Here is an 18,229-nt window from a genome sequence, read left to right on the forward strand (position 1 = left end):
AAGGATTTGTGACTGTTGATAGATTGATTTTAGAATTTAACTTGCTATTAGTACTGTTCATCGCTCGCGTATGAATACAGAATATGTTATCAAACCTACAAAATATTATATATTCTATGATTACATTTAGTAATCAATAACCTGTTCATTTTTAGCATGATAAGTTGTTGCTGTAGGAGGTGTTAAGGCAAATTGAAATTTGCAGACAACCTCACAAATGTGCAGGCATTACCCTATTTTAGGTCACTTATTCACCTTTAAACCCATATACCTATGTCAGTTTACGCTATTCACAAGATTGGCTTTTTTTACACCGATGATGCTTTTGAAGCGTCGGGGGAAGGCACTGTAGTAAAGATTGTTCATTCATTGGACGAAGCCCGGAAAATGAAACAGGCAGAAGATATTGCTTCGCTTAAAACGGTATTACAATATGACCTCCGCATAGAGGAGTTTTATACCTATCACGATAAGGCCAGGGAGCTAGACAAGCAACTGCAAAGTTTTCTTGCTGAAAATTTTCCCAACCAACAGGGATCGGAGTTTTATGCGCATCTTTCCGATGAACAGGCAAAATATATTCTGAATTTGCTTTCGCTGCAGTTCCATCAAATCGCGGAGTATGATGATGAGGAGTCTATTGACGTAACAGCTTTTGAAAATGATGAAGAAGAAAGTGAATTATCTGAATTTTAATTGTGATTTCCTTTGAATGCTTATATACATGCCCGTATCTCAGTAAAGAAGAGAGGAGGTATTATTGAAGATTATCTTGGCATCCATGATTTCATGGACTGTACCAAAGAGATGTGCAGCGATAACCGGCATCGCATTTTACATACCTTATGGGGAATCCGCCGGGTAGTAGTACCGGTATTTGGCGCCACCATTACGAACAGCGATGGGAAGATTGTAAGTGTAAAAGACCTGTGTGAACAGGATCATATATTACCCGACTATCAAAACCGCTTTATCCCTACACTGGCTGATTTTGCCGCTGCTCTTACACCCCACGAAGAAGATGAACAACTGTTACAGGCGTTTATTAAAAGCTATGAAGGCGATGCCGACATGTGTGAGCTGATGTTGTCGCCATTAAGTAATACGGGGTTGTTACGTTCACTTTATTTTACGCATAATTCCTGGTTTGTAAATGAGATTGTACCCAAAGTATTGGGACGTAAGCCAGAGATCAGGGATTTCAGTATTGCGCCGTCTGTTTTCTTTAACCGGATGGATTTTAAGTTGTGGATGGATAATGGGAGTGGTATTCCGCCGAGTGCGGGGAAAACGGCGGGGAAAGTGGTGGAGTAAGCATCAGGGTTTTCCTTTAAACAAAAACGCCGGGCGCTAATATCAGCGCCCGGCGTTTTTTATGAAGTGTGCTTGTTATTATGGTCTAACAAAAGTACGTGTAGACGTACCAAAGTGGTCATTGATAACAACATATTTAAGCGTAATAGATGTACCCGGACCTCTGATAATAACGGGATTTTTGAGCGACAACGGTCCGATAGGCGTACCCTGTTCTGTTCCCACAAAGGTATTCATATCGAGAAATCCGATATAATACGGGAAGACAAAATTCGGATCACCTTTCACGCCACCAACATTGTCTATAGTATATAATCCGGTAGCAACTTTTGTTACGTTTACTGTCTGACCATTGGAGAGGCGTGTATATTCTCCACTGATATCATCCGCTGCATTTGCATAGTTTGATACCAATACGTGCCTTATGGCATTTGACTGATAGCCGTATGAATTTACGGCGTGGAAATTTACCGTATAAACACCTCCCGTTGCAGGATCTACGTTGTTGGATACAGGAGATATATTAGTGGTTGTATTGGCCGCACTATCGAATGAAGTTGCCCCCTGATCGGTATAAGTACCTCCAATTGGAACGATCACGTTAGGACCTCCCTTCATGGTAATAACAGGATAGATTGGGGTTACTGTTTGTGTAAACACATTTTCCGATTTCTTTGTACAGGCCGTAAACACTAAACAGCCTGCAAGAAAAATATATAACGCTTTCATGTTAATCAGTTAATTGTTAGAAGAAAATATTGACAATGCATCAGCGTAGTCAATAATCGCTAATAGCTATACTCTATTATTGTGCCCACCAAACTTTGTCATAAATGAAGTGGTTTTGTTTCGGAGCGTTCGGATTCCTGGTCATTTCCGAATTCGGATACAGGAATATTTCAGGGAATCTGTTGGCGCCAATGATAGAGGCCTGAGAAACAACAAAGAACGATGGGAAACCGGTTCTTCTCCATTCTGTCCACGCTTCAATGGTTTGATTACCACACATAGCGGCCCATTTTTGTGTAATGATAGCTTCAAGTTGCTGTGCTTGAGTACCTGCGGTTGGATATTTAATTTGATCCTGTGCAAGATAATCAGCTAAACCGTCTACTTTATACGCGGCGTAGTTATGAGTGATACCATTCACGTAAAAAGTATCTGCGCGACCAGGGAGCCAGCCTCTTAACACTGCTTCTGCCTGAAGGAAATCTGTTTCGTAATCAGTCATCAGTTTCACAGGGGCAAACGCAGATTGAGGATCTTTCGCATTAGCGCCAGTAGCTGGTGTTGGCGGAGAGACAATGGTAGTTGGAGGATTACCAAAGCTACCCTGCGGAATACTTGCAAAACCTCCGTTAACGGCCGGTCCATAGAAGGCGAACAGCCTGTTATCGTTGTTGTTATTGAAGTAGTTGAAAGCAGTGGAACTGGCCACCAGGTTTTGCGTAGTATTCAGTACCGGGCCTGCAATAGCACTAAACAGCGGGTTTTGCTGGCCACCAGTGGCGTTGAAGTTTTGCAACGCGGATTCTCCTGGCTTAATAAATGCTGCTCCCTGCAGCGACTGAACAATGGCAGCTGCTCTGTTAGCATCCTTTTTAGCAAGGCGTAATCCTATTTTCAGCTTTAAAGTATTGGCGAAACGAAGCCATTTACTCATATCCCCGCCGTAAATAAGGTCATCTGCTCCCGGCGTATTAGGATCATTTACATCTATTAGATTCCTGGCCGTGTCTATCATTTTTACCAGGCCAGCGTAAATATCGCTTTGTGTATCATATTTAGGATTGAAAATTGGCGTAGCAGCATCTCCCTGTAAAGTCTGGCTGAATGGAACATCACCCCAGAGGTCTGTGCTGAGCTGATAAGCGTAAACTTTAAGGATAGTTGCAATAGCCACATATTCCTTTTTCTTGGTAGCATTTCCCTTATCTACAATTTTCTGGAGATTTTCCAGGGCATCTATTTCAATATTCAACCAAACGTTATCAAAGTCTCCTTGTGCCGGAGAGTATTGATCCAGTTGTTTATATTGAGATGAGCTAGGGTCCTGTGTCCAATATTGAGCCCATATACCACCATTGATAGTCAGTGTATTACCAACCGCATAAGTGAGCCCCGTTTGTGCAGATGGAAGCAGTACATTTACAGGTACATCCACCGCATTGTTTGGGTCCTTATTTATATCCAGAAACTTTTTGCAACCTCCTGCCATTAACAGGAATGCTGACAGCGAAAGTATTGATAATATGTTCCTTTTTTTCATCAATTTAAATTTTAATAGCCCCATTGAATTAGAATGATACATCAACTTTTATACCCATGTTTCTAAGAGATGGGTTGGAGAAAAATTCGTATCCCTGTACGTTTGCAGCACCCTGGGAGTTGATTTCCGGATCGGCAAACTTGTTGGATTTTGGCACCCAGAGGAACAGGTTGTTTCCGTAGAGCGTCACATTGAGCCTGGTGAAAGGTGTTTTCCTCAACAGCGATTGTCCAAAGGAATAGCTGAGTGATGCTTCACGCAGTTTGACATAGCTCGCATCTACCAGGTCTTCTCCGGCAGGAACAACGCTAGTCCAGTATGTATATGGATGGAATTTGATAGAGGTGTTTTCCACCAGTTTTCCGTTAGCGTCCATATATGCCGAATTAGGGAACACATAATCCTTTCTGCCGTTAGTGGCTGTTTCTACAGAATAGCCGGTAAAATCTATAATGTTCTTTGTATTGGAGAAGAACTGACCACCTTGCTTGGTATCAAACAATACTTTCAGCATAAATCCTTTGTAGGAAATATTGGCGCCCAAAGAAGCCTGGTAATCAGGCAGATAAGTGCCATAGTAGCGGGTGGCATTGTTGATAGGTTGTCCTGTTTCCGGATCAATCAATACCTTACCGGTAGCGGAATCAATTTTCAGACCCGTACCAAAGAAGGTACCATAAGGTCTTCCAACAGCTGCTACTTGTTGCATCGAAGTGGTTCCGTTACCAATTACGATCTGGTCCAGACCTGGATTAATGCTAACAATTTTGTTCTTCAATTTGCTGTAAGTTCCAAACACTTCTATACGTAAGCCATAGGAAGTGTTTACCGGAATGGCCCTCAGGCCAATTTCCAGTCCCTTATTGGTCATTTCCCCAACGTTCAGGGTTGTGGCTGCATAACCAGAGCTGTTAGGTATTGGAACGTTTACAATCTGGTTAGTGGATTTGGTATTATAATAAGTCAGATCGAAGTTGATCATGTTTTTAAGGAAGGAAAGCTCTGCTCCTACTTCAAAAGAAGAGGTGAACTCTGGCTTCAGGTTAGGATTACCTATCAACGTACGGCGGGAGAAACCTGGAATGGTGGCGCCATTGCTGGTTATGGGGAATACAATCTCGCCAAAATCACCGCTGATATCCGATTTGGTATAGGTGGTCTGCAGCAAATATGGATTTGCATCCTGTCCTACTTTAGCATAGCTCGCGCGTATTTTTCCGAAGCTTAAGATATCGCTGAATGCTTTGTCTTTATACAACTCTGAAAACACAAACGCACCGTTTACACTTGGATACACATAAGACCTGTTATTAACAGGCAATGTAGAGGAGATATCATTACGTATGGTACCGCCAACGAAGATCATATTTTTATAATCGAAATCCGCTTCCCCATAAAAAGCATACAATCTTCTCTTGGTTAGCGTGTTGGTGGAAACAATTGGTCCATTGGAGTTGTCCAGATTATAAAAATCAGGAACAATCAATCCTCCGCTGGCGTTGGTTCTTGAAAAGAGATTATTACTGGTAATCAGGCGAACGTTGTTACCTCCCAATACTTTCATATTGAGGTCTTTGGCAATGGAAGTGGTGTACGTGATGATCAAATCATGGTTCACCTGGCTGTAGTTGGTTACATCCTGAGAGTACTTACCATTGTCGGTCCAGGTGTTGGTACCATAAAACGGATCAAAGGGAACATAGTTATATTTAGCCCCTTGTTCATACCTGCGGTCACTATAAAAGTCTGCACCAACGCGTTCCGTGATATCCAAACCTTTCAATGGTTTGTAGGTCAGTGAAAATGTTCCGTTGGCGCGGTCCACCGTGTTGAAGTTTTTATAGTTTGCCAGCAGGAAGTATGGATTTTTCGTATAGGCGCCATAGTATCCATAATATTGCGTTCCATCAGCTCCTGTGAAAGTTCCGTTGAATGGGTTGGTCAGATCTTTGAAATCAACAATTGGTATATCCCGGGGCTGCTGAAATAAGGAGGTATAAACAGAGTTGCTTTGTCCACCTAAAGGCAGCTTACTGGAAATATTGGTATAACCAACTGAAACCTGGCTGGAGAATTTATCTGAGAATTCAGAAGAACCACTGAATCTTACGCTATACTTGTTATAATTGGTAGTAGGAATTATTCCCAGGTTATTTAAAGCGCCCAATGATAAAAAGTAGGTAGATTTTTCGTTACCACCGGAAACCGTGAGGTTATTATTGAACGTTTGTCCGGGGTCAAAGAAATGCTTTAGGTTATTGGGTATAGCTTCATACTTTTTCAATTGTTGTTTCCCATTAACAACCTGACCAAAGGGTCTTACTTTTCCGTCAAAAGGCAAGCCCCAGCTGAAGTTTTCTCTTCTGTCGTCTACAATAGCGTCCAGGTTACCTTGCCCGAATTCATTCTGGAAAGTAGGCAGTTTCAATACCTGGGACAGCTGATAGCTCGTGCTGAAGTTGATCTGAGCTGGTGAATTCTTCTTTCCTTTTTTAGTAGTAATCAGGATAGCACCGTTGGAAGCCAAACTCCCGTAGAGGGCCGCCGCAGCAGGACCTTTTAATACGGTGATGCTTTCGATATCATTTGGATTGATATCATTACCTCTGTTACCATAGTCCACCTGATCGTTCAGGAAGTCCGAATTACGGATGTTATCGTTACTTACGGGTATACCGTCGATGATAAATACCGGCTGGTTATTTCCGCTAAATGAAGTAGGGCCACGCAGCGTAATCCTGGACGAGGCACCAGGTGCATAACCGGAAGTGATGCTCAAGCCGGCTACTTTACCGGTTAAAGCATTGATCGGGCTGGTGTTATCACCAATATCTTCCTTATTGATAGTGGCTACCGCATAACCAAGACTTCTTTTTTCTCTTTTAACACCTTGGCCGGTTACAACGATTTCCGTTAACGCCGTGCGGGTAAATTGTAAGGAAACATTGTACACAGCAGCGCCGGTAACTGGTACTTCTTTAGTAGTATAACCTACGAAAGAAAATTCCAGGAGATCTCCTTTTGATGCTGTCAGGGAGTAGTTTCCTTTTGCATCTGTCTGCGTGCCTGAGCTGGAGTTTTTAATTCTTACACTCACGCCAGGCAGGGCAGAGCCATCCTCTTGTGCAGTTACTTTACCGGATATCTTTTGCTGTGCAAAAGCAAATACAGGCGCTAGCAGTATTAGCAGCGCTGCCAAAGTTTTTCGCAAAACTTTTTTGATTTCCATGTCACAAGGGGTAAAAAAAATGAGACAGGTAGTTTTTTTCCTCATAAACAAGATTTGGGTTGTGGATTGTTAATTTATAAACAGTCTTTATTTACTTAATGGTAAATACAGCTAATGGATAGAGGGTGTTTAAGGATCGAATACGTTGTAGCAAGGTATCAAATGTTGTCTCCTTCCATTTCCGGCGCCAGGTTGAATTGGCGCCTGCTGATTTAGTTATTTTGGTCTGTTGCACTATCTATTCACGAAAGCCATTGTTGGTCGACAAGGTCATGAACAAATCTTCGGTTTATGCGTCACTTCGTTGGTGACAGGTTATCAGCGTAATTAAAGAAACGAGAATATTCCAGGCGGTATGCCTTTCTTTAGTAGTCTTTTTTCCTTTTTTCACAAGCAACATTCTCTCTAAGCATGGGCAGGTACGGTCACTGGTTATTATAAGCTGAGGTCGTTCTTTTCCCCGTATGAAAACCGTATGCACCCAATGAACTCTTCTATCTCTTAATTGCTGATCTTTATAACAAGTACTATATCTATAGCGTCTTAAGTTATCAGGGTGTCATTTTTAATTTTGTTGTATTAGTGTTTTGATTGAATTTTTGGGATAATCCCACACATTAAGTTTTCCCGGCAGTTACTTCACTTTTGTCATGCTTTTTGGGTACCCCAACAATTTTTCCTCATAATGCAAAGGGTAACTTAATAATTAGTTAACGATAATGTTTTGTTAAAAGTACTAATTTATTCTAATATAACGGCGTAAATTTCTATAAGAAAGATGCGTCATTATCACTGAAAAGGTAGGAATTTCCCGCCTGTAGCTGCTCTTGGCCGAATTTATGATTTGTTCGTTTAGCCGGATTTCCGCTCATTCGCCTTACAAATTTAAAGAATTGTTAAAAACCTACTTTTCTAGTTAAACACTTCAGAAGTGCCTGAAGTTTAATCAATACCGATTTTTTTGTTGAAGAAAAAAAAGATGATAGAAAGGTCTTTTATAAAAATATTATATACTTAATGTGTAAAATGTTGATTTATAAATATATAGTTTATGCAGTGCCTGGGTTATTAAAATAAAAAATAGGATACCCGGGTAAGTATCCTATTAGTACTCAAAACTTTCAATTTTATTACTGCCGTTGTCCGCCGATAGCCAGGCCGCCATCTATCAATATACTTTCCCCTGTTACAAAGGAGGCCGCGGTGCTGCTCAGCCAAAGCACCAGTTCAGCTACCTCGGCAGGATTCGCAAAACGGCCAATAGGTGCATGCCTTTTCAAGGGCTCCTTTGCATCTTCATTGGTAAAAAAGCGATCAAACATCGGGGTTTGAATATAGCCCGGCTGAATATTGTTCACCCGGATGCCTGCTGCAGCTGTTTCTACTGCCAGAGCCCGGATCATGCCATCCAACGCCGCTTTACTTGCCGAATACAGGCTTGAACCGGCAAATGCGCCCCGCGCCAGCCAGGATGAAGTATTGACGATCACCCCACCGGTACCTTGTTTCTTGAATTGAGCTATTTCATATTTACAGCACAGCCATACGCCTTTTACATTGATGTCGAATACCTCATCAAATGCAGCATCAGGCATTTCATGAACCAGCGCGAAAATGCCCTCGATACCAGCGTTATTAAAGGCGATGTCTAATTGGCCATAGATACGTACTGTTTCGTTGATAAGGCGTTGCACCTCCGCGCTGTTAGAAACATCAGTTTGTATGAAAGTAATATTGGAGCTTATTTCCCTGAGCGCAGCAACAGCCTGGTCTCCCTGCTCCTGCCTGCGTCCGGCAATGACTACGCTGGCGCCGTTTTCGAGATACAATTTGGCTGCTGCCAGACCTATTCCTGTTGTACCGCCTGTAACCAGCGCAACTTTTCCTTTTAGATTTTCCTGTGCCATAATTTTAATAATTGATGATGACACAAAGGTCCATAGCGTAAGCAGGAAAAAATTATGCTATTCAAACGAATTGTTATGAATTGGCATCAGGAGATTTCAGGGGTATTGCGCACTTTAAACGGCTTCCGGCATTTGCCGGTGATTGTTGAAACCAATTTCCTTCCTGAATTGTAAAGGAGTGACACCGCTTTGTTTTTTGAAGAAGATAATGAAATTGGATGCGTGTTCAAATCCAAGTGAGTAACCTATTTCTCCTATGTCCCAACTACTGTATCGCAGCAAAGCCTTCGCTTCTTTCATAATGCGTTCTGCAATCCATTCGGTGGTGGTTTTGCCAATCGTTTCTTTCAGGGCGCGGTTCAGGTGATTGGTATGCACATTCAGTTGAGCGGCAAACTCATTGGCATTTTTTAGCTTCAGTACCTGGTGAGGAGAATCTATGGGAAACTGCCGTTCTAACAATTCCAGGAATAAGCTGCTGATACGTTCAGCCGCATTCGCCGGCTGGTAAAAGGTATCGGGCGGCTGAATTTTCATCGCTTCATGCATGAGGATCTGCACATAACTTCTTAACAAATCATACTTGTTGGCGTAGTCTGACTGGATTTCGCGGAGCATATTTTCAAAGATGCTACTCAGCTGCCTGGTACTTTCATCCGTGAGTAAAAAGATATGATGGCCACCTACTTTAAATAGCGGCGATTGGGAAAGACTATCGTTTTTAAGATTGGAATTGACAAAATCTTCCGTAAAAAGGCAAAAATAGCCTGTTTGATGGTCTGTAATTGGCTCCCAGGAATAGGGAATAAGTGGGTTCATAAAAGAAAGCGTGTTTCCCTTTACACGGATAGATTTGTCTGCCAACGAAATAATGCCTTCGCCTTCCAGTACCAGTGATATTTTATAAAAATCCCTTCTATTGGTGGGTAAAGAAGTAGCATCACAGGCAAATTCTTCCCGGCGGTAAATATTGAATTGTCCGGCTTGGGAGTATTGTTGTCCGTGCCGGGAGTAAAATTCAGCAACGCTTTCTTTCCTATTCATACAACAAAGTTATGTAATTCAAATAAAGAATAGCTGTAAGATCAGATGGGAATGGGAACAAAAAAAGGGCCCTCTGAATGAGGACCCTTTAGCGGAGAAGAAGGGATTCGAACCCTTGATAGGCTTTCACCTATACACACTTTCCAGGCGTGCCAGTTCAACCACTCCTGCACTTCTCCGTGATTATCTTCCTGAATAAATGGAAGGGTTGATTTTCCAATTCAGGGTTGCAAAGATAATCCTTTAGTTTATATTTCAAAGAAAATTTTAATTTTTGTCATACAGCTTCCAGATACCCGCTCCCAGTAGTCCTCCTACAATAGGGCCTACTATAAATACCCAGAGATTGGATAACGCGGGACCTCCTACAAAAATAGCCGGACCGATACTACGGGCAGGGTTTACAGATACGCCTGTTACCGGGATCCCCACAATGTGAATCAAGGTTAAGCACAGACCAATAGCCAAGCCTGCGAATTTGCCGGTTTGACTGTTTTTACTGGTACTGCCATGTACTACTACCAGGAAAATCGTAGTGAGTACAATTTCGGCTACCAAACCACTCATCAGCGAGTAGTGATCAGGTGATCCCTGATCTACGCCATTGGCGCCCAGCCCATTGGCAGCCAGCGAATAGTCAGCCTTTCCCTGTGCAATAAAATACAACACCGCGGAAGCAACGATCGCTCCTATAACCTGGGACACAATGTAAGCACCTGCATCTTTACCGGAGATCTTACCGGTAGATGCCAGCGAAATCGTAATCGCCGGGTTAAGATGGCAACCGGAAATATGTCCAATGGCATATGCCATGACCACAACCGACAAACCAAATGCAAAAGCAATACCCAGAAAGCCTACGTGGGCGCCAGCCAGCACCGCACTACCGCAACCCATAAATACCAACACAAAGGTGCCGAAGAATTCAGCGATACATTTCTGTGATAAGGAAACTGTCATAGATGAAATTTTGTAGTGAATAGAAATCGGGGAAATGTGAAATTGGTGATAGCTAAATTTACCGCAAATATTCAAGACAAAAAAACGGGAAGCAAAAAAATGCTTCCCGTTGATCACTGCTTATCAATATTTTAATACACTTCAATCGGTGTTAATTCACCGCGAAGCGAAGTTTCTATCATCGTTTTTGTTTCTTCCAGCGGTAGTCCCTGACCCAATACAAACATCAGTTTGGTGACTGCCGCTTCAAAGGTCATATCATGTCCGCTCACCACGCCTATCTCCATCAGGTGCTGGCTCGTTTCATATTTGCCCAGTTCCACAGAACCACCGTCGCATTGCGTGATATCCACTACAATGGCGCCGTTGTCAACAACTTTTTTAATACTTTCTATGAACCACGACTGGGTGTTGGTATTGCCGCTGCCAAAGGTTTCCATGATCACTCCTTTCAGGCCGGGAACACTTAAAGTGGCTTCTACTGCCTTCCTGGTAATACCGGGAAACAGTTTCAGTACTGTAATATTTGTTTCCAGTTCTTTGTGTACTTTCAGCGGTTGTACCGGTGGCGGTAAGATAAACTGGTGCTTAAACTTAATGTCGATGCCTGCTTCGGCGAGCTGCGGGTAGTTCATCGTATAAAACGCTTCGAACTTTTCCGCATTATATTTCTTGGAGCGATTACCTCTGAATAAAGAGAAGTCGAAGTAGATACATACTTCCGGTACCATAGACACTGTGGTGCCATTATGCCTGCTGCAGGCTATTTCCATGGCCGTGATAATATTTTCCTTAGCATCGGTGCGTATCTTTCCGATAGGCAGCTGCGACCCTGTTAAGATAACAGGCTTCGACAGGTTTTCCAGCATAAAGCTCAGGGCAGATGCGGTAAAGGCCATGGTATCGGAGCCATGCAGAATAACAAAGCCGTCGTAACGATCGTATCGGTCCTCTATAATGCTGGCCAGTTCTACCCATATCTCCGGCTGCATATCTGATGAATCTATAGGCGGATTAAATGCATACACATAAAAATCGATGCCCATCCGGTAAAGCTCCGGTAAATTATTCCTGATTTCGTTGAAGCCGATCGGGCGCAGTGCTTTGGTTTTATCGTCGTAGATCATACCCACTGTACCGCCCGTGTAAATAATCAATATTTTGCTCATTGTGCTAGTAGCCATTGCCTGCAAAGGTATTCACTAAACAGTTAGAGCATTTTGAATAATTTCCGGGCATTGCTGCTTGTTATGGCTGCTACATCGGCTATTTTTAGATTTTTTATATCTGCCACCTTTTCGCCTGCCAGCGGGAGGTAGGCACTTTCATTACGTTTGCCCCGGTAAGGAACCGGAGCCAGGTAGGGAGCATCTGTTTCCAGTACAATATGCGCCAGGTCTATTTCTTCCAGTAATTTATCCAGGCCCGATTTTTTGAAGGTCACTACACCGCCAATGCCCAGGTAAAAGCCCAGGTCAATGATTTCCCTGGCTTCTTCCAGGGTGCCGGAAAAGCAATGGAATACGCCGCTCAGGCGTCCATCCTGTAATGCTTTTACTTCGTTGATACATTCCCGTGTGGCTTCGCGGCTGTGAATAGATACAGGTAGTCCGTATTCCCTGGCCAGGATCAGCTGCTCCTGGAAAGCGTGGTATTGCTGCGTTAACAGCGATTTATCCCAGTAAAAGTCCAACCCTATTTCCCCGATAGCTTTAAAAGAACGTTGTTGCAGCCAGGCCCTTACCAGGTCCAGCTGTTCATCCACAGTTTCTTTTACATAGCAGGGGTGAATCCCCATCATGGCATATACATGGTCGGGGTACCGGGCTTCCAGGTCCAGCATGCCGGCAATGGAGCTTTCATCTATATTAGGTAAAAAAAGTTTGTCGACTCCCGCTGCTATCGCCCGCGCCACCATGGCTTCCCGGTCTGCTTCAAATTCTTCCGAATACAGGTGTGTGTGGGTATCTATCCAAAGCATAATAATTATTTTGTCGAATTTGTAATTTCTTTAATATTTAAGCAATATCTTTATACTACAAAGGTAAATACCGGAAAAGCTATTTGCTAATAAAACCTAAACTATGAAAAGCTATTTCAGTACAAATCGTGTGCTGGCGTGGACCATCACCGGAGTGGCAGTAGCCACCGTTTTCTTCGCCTGCAAAAAACAGGTAACTACCGATACGGCTCCCAATAACCAAACGGATAACAACACCCTGACCGTGACGCAACACGAAACGGTGGCCGCATCCATGTACGCCGATTTATTTGATGAAACAGCCAAAGCGGCCGTGTTACAGGGGTTAGACAAAGCTGGCGCCCGCCAGGCCACCCCAGGCAGCACGGCAAATGCTGATGCACCTGGTTGTCCTTCATTGGAACTGCTGAATGGAACCGGCAACACCTGGCCTAAAGAGGTGATCGTTGACTATGGCACCTCCTGCCTTGACCGGTTTGGCGTATATCGCAGCGGTAAGATCAACATCATCTTCAATGGTCCTTTCTTTAATGCCGGCGCCACTACTGTGATAGAAACCAGCACTTACAAACGTAACGGCATTGCTATCAGTGGTCGCCTGGCCATCAGCGGTGTTACCTACGATAATGTAAAGGGTATCCAATATACTACCGACCTTACCAGGGGCAAAATTGGCTTATCGGACAGCGTGATCATTGATTATATCAGCCATAAAACTGTTAAGCAGATAGCAGGTGTAGACCCGGTAGGCGCCCTGTTAAATCCTTCTGATGACGTATACAGCATTGAAGGTAATGCCAGCATTACTTATGAAAAAGGGCCACTGGTAGGCGTACCAGCTACCTTTACCACCGTAGAAGCACTCATTAAAAGATGGGATTGCCAGTATATCAGCAAGGGTAAACTCCAGATTGAGTTCAATAAAATTACCGGTGTACTGGATTATGGAGATGGAAAATGCGATAACGATGCTACCATTACAGTAGGTGATAAAACGAAAGCGATTAAATTATAAGCTGAAAAGCTGAACGTATAAAGCTACTGTAGCGAATGACCTTTGCATATATTGCATTGGTTATTCGCTACGGTAGTTTTTATGCTTTCCGCTCAACTAACCGGAATAGCGACGACTTCAAATTTTTGTTTTTTGCAAAACTCCAGCACCCTTGGCAACGCATACTCCAGCCGATCCCAGGCCTTGGTACTGTCGTGAAAAACTACAATAGACCCTGGTTGTAATTTAAATACCACGTTCTGCACACAGGCTTCTCCATTGATCATGGTATCAAAATCTCCGCTCAGGATATCCCACATAATGATTTTTGCTCCGGGTATTTTTTGCCGGATCTGGCGGACCTGGAAAGGAGTAATCCTGCCATACGGTGGGCGGAATAAAGGCGAGGCAATATATTTTGCCGCTTCCAGCGTGTTTTCCAGGTATTGTTGTGTATTGGTTTTCCACCCATTCAGGTGGTTGTGGGTATGATTGCCGGTAGTATGCCCTGCTTCCAGGATCTGCTGATAGATGGTGGGGTATTCCACCACATTTTTACCAATGCAGAAGAAAGTGGCTTTTGCATTGTATTTGGCCAGTTGTTGCAAAACAAACGGAGTAGCCTCCGGGTGCGGGCCATCATCAAAGGTGAGGTATACTTTGTTGCCAGCGGGCGACATATTCCAGACGCAGCTCTTGTATAAGGCTTTAAGGATACCAGGCGTTTTAGTAAGATAGAACATACAGCCTTGGGCTTTTTTGCGTTTAGCTTATTGATCCCGCAATATACTCAATGTCGTGCAGCCGGGCAGGGGATTAAAAAATTTTAATTTTTGCCGACCCATGCCTATACTATTCCGGGATCGCTTACCGCGAAATCCTTATCTTTGCGGCCTATGGATCACAAAAAAGTAAGAGTGCGTTTTGCGCCCAGTCCTACTGGTGGCCTACATCTTGGAGGTGTACGCACTGTATTGTTCAACTATTTATTTGCGAAACAGCATAAAGGTGAATTTGTGCTGCGTATTGAAGATACAGATCAAACCCGCTATGTGCCGGGAGCAGAAGAGTACATCAGCGAATGTTTGAGCTGGTGCGGACTCACGCCTGATGAAAGTCCTGCCCTGGGCGGTCCTTACGGTCCTTACCGCCAGAGTGAGCGTAAGCCTTTATACCGTCAGTATGCAGAAAAGCTGGTGCAATCCGGCCATGCCTACTACGCTTTTGATACACCGGAAGAGCTGGAAAGCATGCGCGAACGGCTCAAAACCCCGGAAAATCCTTCTCCACAGTACAACCACCTGGTAAGGCAGAAAATGCGTAACTCGCTCACCCTGCCCGATGCAGAAGTACAGGAGCTGCTGGTGAAAAATACCCCCCATGTGATCCGTATCAATATGCCCGCCAGCGAAGACATTACCTTCACAGACATGGTACGCGGCGCAGTTACCTTTAATACCTCACAGGTAGATGATAAAGTATTGCTGAAAGCAGATGGTATGCCTACCTATCACCTAGCCGTGGTGGTAGACGATTACCTGATGAAGATTACGCATGCTTTCCGAGGAGAAGAATGGCTGCCATCAGCGCCGGTGCATCTTCTGCTCTGGAAATACCTGGGCTGGGAAGCTGATATGCCTCAATGGGCGCACCTCCCACTGATCCTGAAACCAGATGGCAATGGGAAACTCAGCAAACGCGATGGCGATCGTTTAGGCTTCCCCGTTTACGCTATGAACTGGATGGATCCTAAAACCGGCGACCTTACCACCGGGTTCCGCGAAAGAGGCTTCCTGCCGGAAGCTTTCGTCAATATGCTGGCCATGCTGGGCTGGAATGATGGTACCGAACAGGAAATTTTCTCCTTAGCAGAACTGATAGAGAAATTTTCTATGGAGCGCGTGCATAAAGCCGGCGCTAAATTCGATTACGAAAAAGCCAAATGGTTTAACCACCAATATATTCATCATAAAGACAACGATAGCCTGGCCGCTCTTTTCCAGCCAGTACTGGCAGAAAAGGGCATCTCTGCCGCTCCTGCCTATGTTGCCACCGTAGCCGGCCTGGTAAAGGAACGTTGTTACTTTGTAAATGATATTTGGGAGCACGGATTTTTCTTCTTCCAAAGCCCTGCCAGTTATGATGAAGCCGCAGTAAAGCCAAAATGGAATGCTGATAAAGAAGCCTTCTTTACTGCCTGGTCTGCACAGCTGGAGACGTTGGGTACAGCCCCTGCGGCTGAGTTGGAAGCGGCTTTCAAAGCCCTGGCTACCGAAAGGAATTTAAAGATGGGGGATGTACAGTTACCTTTCCGCATTATGCTGACCGGCGGTAAATTTGGTCCTCCTGTTTTTGATATTGTTGCCACCTTGGGCGTAGCGGAAACCCGCAACAGGATTGCCAAAGGGTTGGAAGCGTTTAAATAGCAATGTTAGAAGTTGAATATAGATAAAGGCTAAATGATGTAACATCGTTTAGCCTTTGTTATAACGTCGCTTATGGAGTTGTTTTTTTTCGGTATAATTGATCTAAATGGAAAGATCAAAACGAACGATTGCTTCGCATTTCGTTTAAATCGCCATCCCAATAAATTTTACCTTTCATATCCAGCAATTCCTTGTTTTTAACACCGATAATATAATGCCTCAACGCTTTATTAAGGACCTCTTCTGGTGTCATCCCCTTATTTAGTTTCATCGCTTCTTCAACCAGCTCAGGATCCAAGTTTGCCAGATTGGCCTGGCTAATGTTACTTTTTGCTTTTGCCATAAAGAATGGGTTAGTATCAATAATAGTTACCTACTAATACACAAAAAAAGGTCGGACCGTAACAGTCCGACCTCCCATATTGTTCAAAAAAAGATTAACCTTTTTTACTTTCCTTCGCCCAGGCATCTTTCAGGGTAACGGTTCTGTTGAACACTACCTTTTCCGGTGTGCTATCCGGGTCTACGGCGAAATAGCCTTTGCGGAGGAACTGGAAACGTTCTCCGGGTTTAGCTTTCAGCAGGCCGGGTTCTACGAACGCTTCTTTGATCACTGTTAGCGAATCCGGGTTGATGAGGGAAGCGAGGTCGCCTTCTTCTGCCGCAGGGTTTTCCACATTGAACAGGCGATCGTATACGCGTACTTCAGCGGTAGCGGCATGTGCTGCGCTTACCCAGTGGATGGTACCTTTTACGGTGAGGCCGCTGTGGTCGCCGCCACTTCTGCTTTCTGGCAGGTAGGTGGCGTAGATGGTGGTGATATTACCGTTGGCATCTTTTTCCACGCTTTCTCCTTTAATGATATAGGCGTTTTTCAGGCGCACCAGCAGGCCTGGGCCCAGGCGGAAGAATTTCTTGGGTGGTTCTTCCATGAAGTCTTCTCTTTCAATATACAGGGTGTTGCTGAAATGGAGCACACGGCTACCGGCGGTTTCATCTTCCGGGTTGTTGTCGGCCACCATTTCTTCTACCTGACCTTCGGGATAGTTGGTGATCACCAGTTTAACCGGGTCCAGTACTGCCATTACGCGGTTGGCGGTTTTGTTGAGCTCCTCGCGGATGCAGAACTCCAGCAGTCCAAGTTCGATGATATTATCTCGTTTCTGTACACCTACCCTTTCGCAGAGCATACGTATGCTGGAAGGGGTATAGCCACGGCGGCGCAGGCCGCTGATGGTGGGCATGCGGGGATCATCCCAGCCACGTACATGTCCTTCGGTTACCAGCGTTTTCAGTTTTCGTTTGCTCATCACCGTATAGTTGAGGTTTAAGCGGGCAAACTCGTACTGACGGCTGGGGAAGATGTCCAGTTCTTCAATGAACCAATCGTATAACGGGCGATGTGGGATGAATTCCAGGGTACAGATGGAATGGGTGATATTTTCAATGCTATCGCTCTGGCCGTGGGCGAAGTCGTACATCGGGTAGATGCACCATTTGTCGCCTGTACGGTGGTGATGGGCATGTTTAATACGGTACATCAGCGGGTCGCGCATATGCATGTTAGGCGCGGCCAGGTCTAACTTGGCCCGGAGGGTTTTTTCCCCGTCTTTGAATTCGCCTTTGCGCATCCGTTCAAACAGGTCGAGGTTTTCCGCTACCGACCGGCTCCTGGAAGGGGTGGGCGTACCGGGTACGGTAGGCGTTCCTTTGGCGGCGGCTATTTCGGCGGCGGTAGCATCTTCCACGTAGGCCAGTCCTTTTTCGATCATTTTTACAGCAAAGGTGTAGAGTTGCTCGAAATAATCGGAGGCATACAGTTCTTTATCCCATTCAAATCCCAGCCAGCGGATATCTTCCTTAATAGAATCCACATACTCGGTATCTTCTGTAACCGGGTTGGTATCATCAAAGCGGAGATTGGTTTTCCCATTGTATTTCTGGGCCAGGCCAAAGTTCAGTACAATAGATTTGGCATGCCCGATATGGAGGTAACCATTGGGCTCTGGTGGGAAGCGTGTGAGTACACGGCCTCCGTTTGCGCCGTTGGCAATATCGTCTTCTACAATTTGTTCTATAAAATTGAGGGATCTTTCTTCGCTCAT

General features: G+C 44.4%; 15 protein-coding genes and 1 tRNA gene. 4 read left to right on the plus strand and 12 right to left on the minus strand.

The features are described 5' to 3' along the window. Positions 1–273: 273 nt before the first annotated feature. Both HGH91_RS12150 and HGH91_RS12155 read left to right on the plus strand, forming a co-directional pair. Positions 274–696, plus strand: coding sequence for a hypothetical protein (locus HGH91_RS12150; RefSeq protein WP_168738690.1), 423 nt, complete (start codon positions 274–276; stop codon positions 694–696). A 12-nt stretch (positions 697–708) separates the two neighbouring features. Beyond that, positions 709–1,314, plus strand: coding sequence for a DUF6915 family protein (locus HGH91_RS12155; protein WP_168738691.1), 606 nt, complete (start codon positions 709–711; stop codon positions 1,312–1,314). A gap of 78 nt (positions 1,315–1,392) precedes the next feature. On the opposite strand, the gene HGH91_RS12160 is transcribed toward HGH91_RS12155, so the two are convergent. The 9 genes from HGH91_RS12160 to HGH91_RS12200 form a co-directional block, all read right to left on the minus strand. Next, on the minus strand, positions 1,393–2,043 hold the full coding sequence (locus HGH91_RS12160) for an immunoglobulin-like domain-containing protein (RefSeq protein WP_168738692.1): 651 nt from the start codon (positions 2,041–2,043) through the stop codon (positions 1,393–1,395). 76 nt (positions 2,044–2,119) lie between these two features. Beyond that, entirely contained in the window at positions 2,120–3,583 is a 1,464-nt protein-coding gene (locus tag HGH91_RS12165; protein WP_168738693.1) for a SusD/RagB family nutrient-binding outer membrane lipoprotein, read from the minus strand. 28 nt (positions 3,584–3,611) lie between these two features. Continuing rightward, entirely contained in the window at positions 3,612–6,794 is a 3,183-nt protein-coding gene (locus HGH91_RS12170) for a SusC/RagA family TonB-linked outer membrane protein (RefSeq protein ID WP_168738694.1), read from the minus strand. A gap of 1,148 nt (positions 6,795–7,942) precedes the next feature. After that, positions 7,943–8,719, minus strand: coding sequence for an SDR family NAD(P)-dependent oxidoreductase (locus HGH91_RS12175; RefSeq protein WP_168738695.1), 777 nt, complete (start codon positions 8,717–8,719; stop codon positions 7,943–7,945). A 114-nt stretch (positions 8,720–8,833) separates the two neighbouring features. Continuing rightward, positions 8,834–9,763, minus strand: a complete 930-nt coding sequence (locus HGH91_RS12180; protein ID WP_168738696.1) for a helix-turn-helix domain-containing protein — start codon at positions 9,761–9,763, stop codon at positions 8,834–8,836. Positions 9,764–9,855: 92 nt separating this feature from the next. Further along, positions 9,856–9,942, minus strand: a tRNA-Ser gene (locus tag HGH91_RS12185). A gap of 88 nt (positions 9,943–10,030) precedes the next feature. Then, complete coding sequence (aqpZ, locus tag HGH91_RS12190) at positions 10,031–10,723, minus strand: aquaporin Z (RefSeq protein WP_145663321.1); 693 nt, start codon at positions 10,721–10,723, stop codon at positions 10,031–10,033. A gap of 131 nt (positions 10,724–10,854) precedes the next feature. After that, on the minus strand, positions 10,855–11,907 hold the full coding sequence (locus HGH91_RS12195) for an asparaginase (RefSeq protein WP_247651717.1): 1,053 nt from the start codon (positions 11,905–11,907) through the stop codon (positions 10,855–10,857). A gap of 26 nt (positions 11,908–11,933) precedes the next feature. Then, on the minus strand, positions 11,934–12,704 hold the full coding sequence (locus HGH91_RS12200; RefSeq protein WP_168738697.1) for a TatD family hydrolase: 771 nt from the start codon (positions 12,702–12,704) through the stop codon (positions 11,934–11,936). Between the two features lie 103 nt (positions 12,705–12,807). Between HGH91_RS12200 and HGH91_RS12205 the strand changes: the two genes are divergently transcribed. Beyond that, positions 12,808–13,719, plus strand: a complete 912-nt coding sequence (locus HGH91_RS12205) for a hypothetical protein (RefSeq protein WP_168738698.1) — start codon at positions 12,808–12,810, stop codon at positions 13,717–13,719. A gap of 92 nt (positions 13,720–13,811) precedes the next feature. Here the strand turns inward: HGH91_RS12205 and HGH91_RS12210 are convergent, their stop codons facing one another. Continuing rightward, entirely contained in the window at positions 13,812–14,441 is a 630-nt protein-coding gene (locus HGH91_RS12210) for a polysaccharide deacetylase family protein (protein WP_168738699.1), read from the minus strand. A gap of 153 nt (positions 14,442–14,594) precedes the next feature. Between HGH91_RS12210 and gltX the strand changes: the two genes are divergently transcribed. Further along, the gene (gene gltX, locus HGH91_RS12215; RefSeq protein WP_168738700.1) at positions 14,595–16,124 is read left to right on the plus strand and encodes a glutamate--tRNA ligase; all 1,530 of its coding nucleotides are present in this window, start codon (positions 14,595–14,597) and stop codon (positions 16,122–16,124) included. A gap of 115 nt (positions 16,125–16,239) precedes the next feature. Here the strand turns inward: gltX and HGH91_RS12220 are convergent, their stop codons facing one another. Beyond that, positions 16,240–16,467 (minus strand): type II toxin-antitoxin system VapB family antitoxin, encoded by a 228-nt coding sequence (locus HGH91_RS12220; protein ID WP_168738701.1) that lies wholly within the window; start codon positions 16,465–16,467, stop codon positions 16,240–16,242. Positions 16,468–16,561: 94 nt separating this feature from the next. Continuing rightward, the gene (locus HGH91_RS12225; RefSeq protein ID WP_211092269.1) at positions 16,562–18,229 is read right to left on the minus strand and encodes a glutamine--tRNA ligase/YqeY domain fusion protein; all 1,668 of its coding nucleotides are present in this window, start codon (positions 18,227–18,229) and stop codon (positions 16,562–16,564) included.

Source organism: Chitinophaga eiseniae (assembly GCF_012641265.1).
In the GTDB taxonomy this organism is placed as follows: Bacteria; Bacteroidota; Bacteroidia; order Chitinophagales; family Chitinophagaceae; genus Chitinophaga; species Chitinophaga eiseniae_A.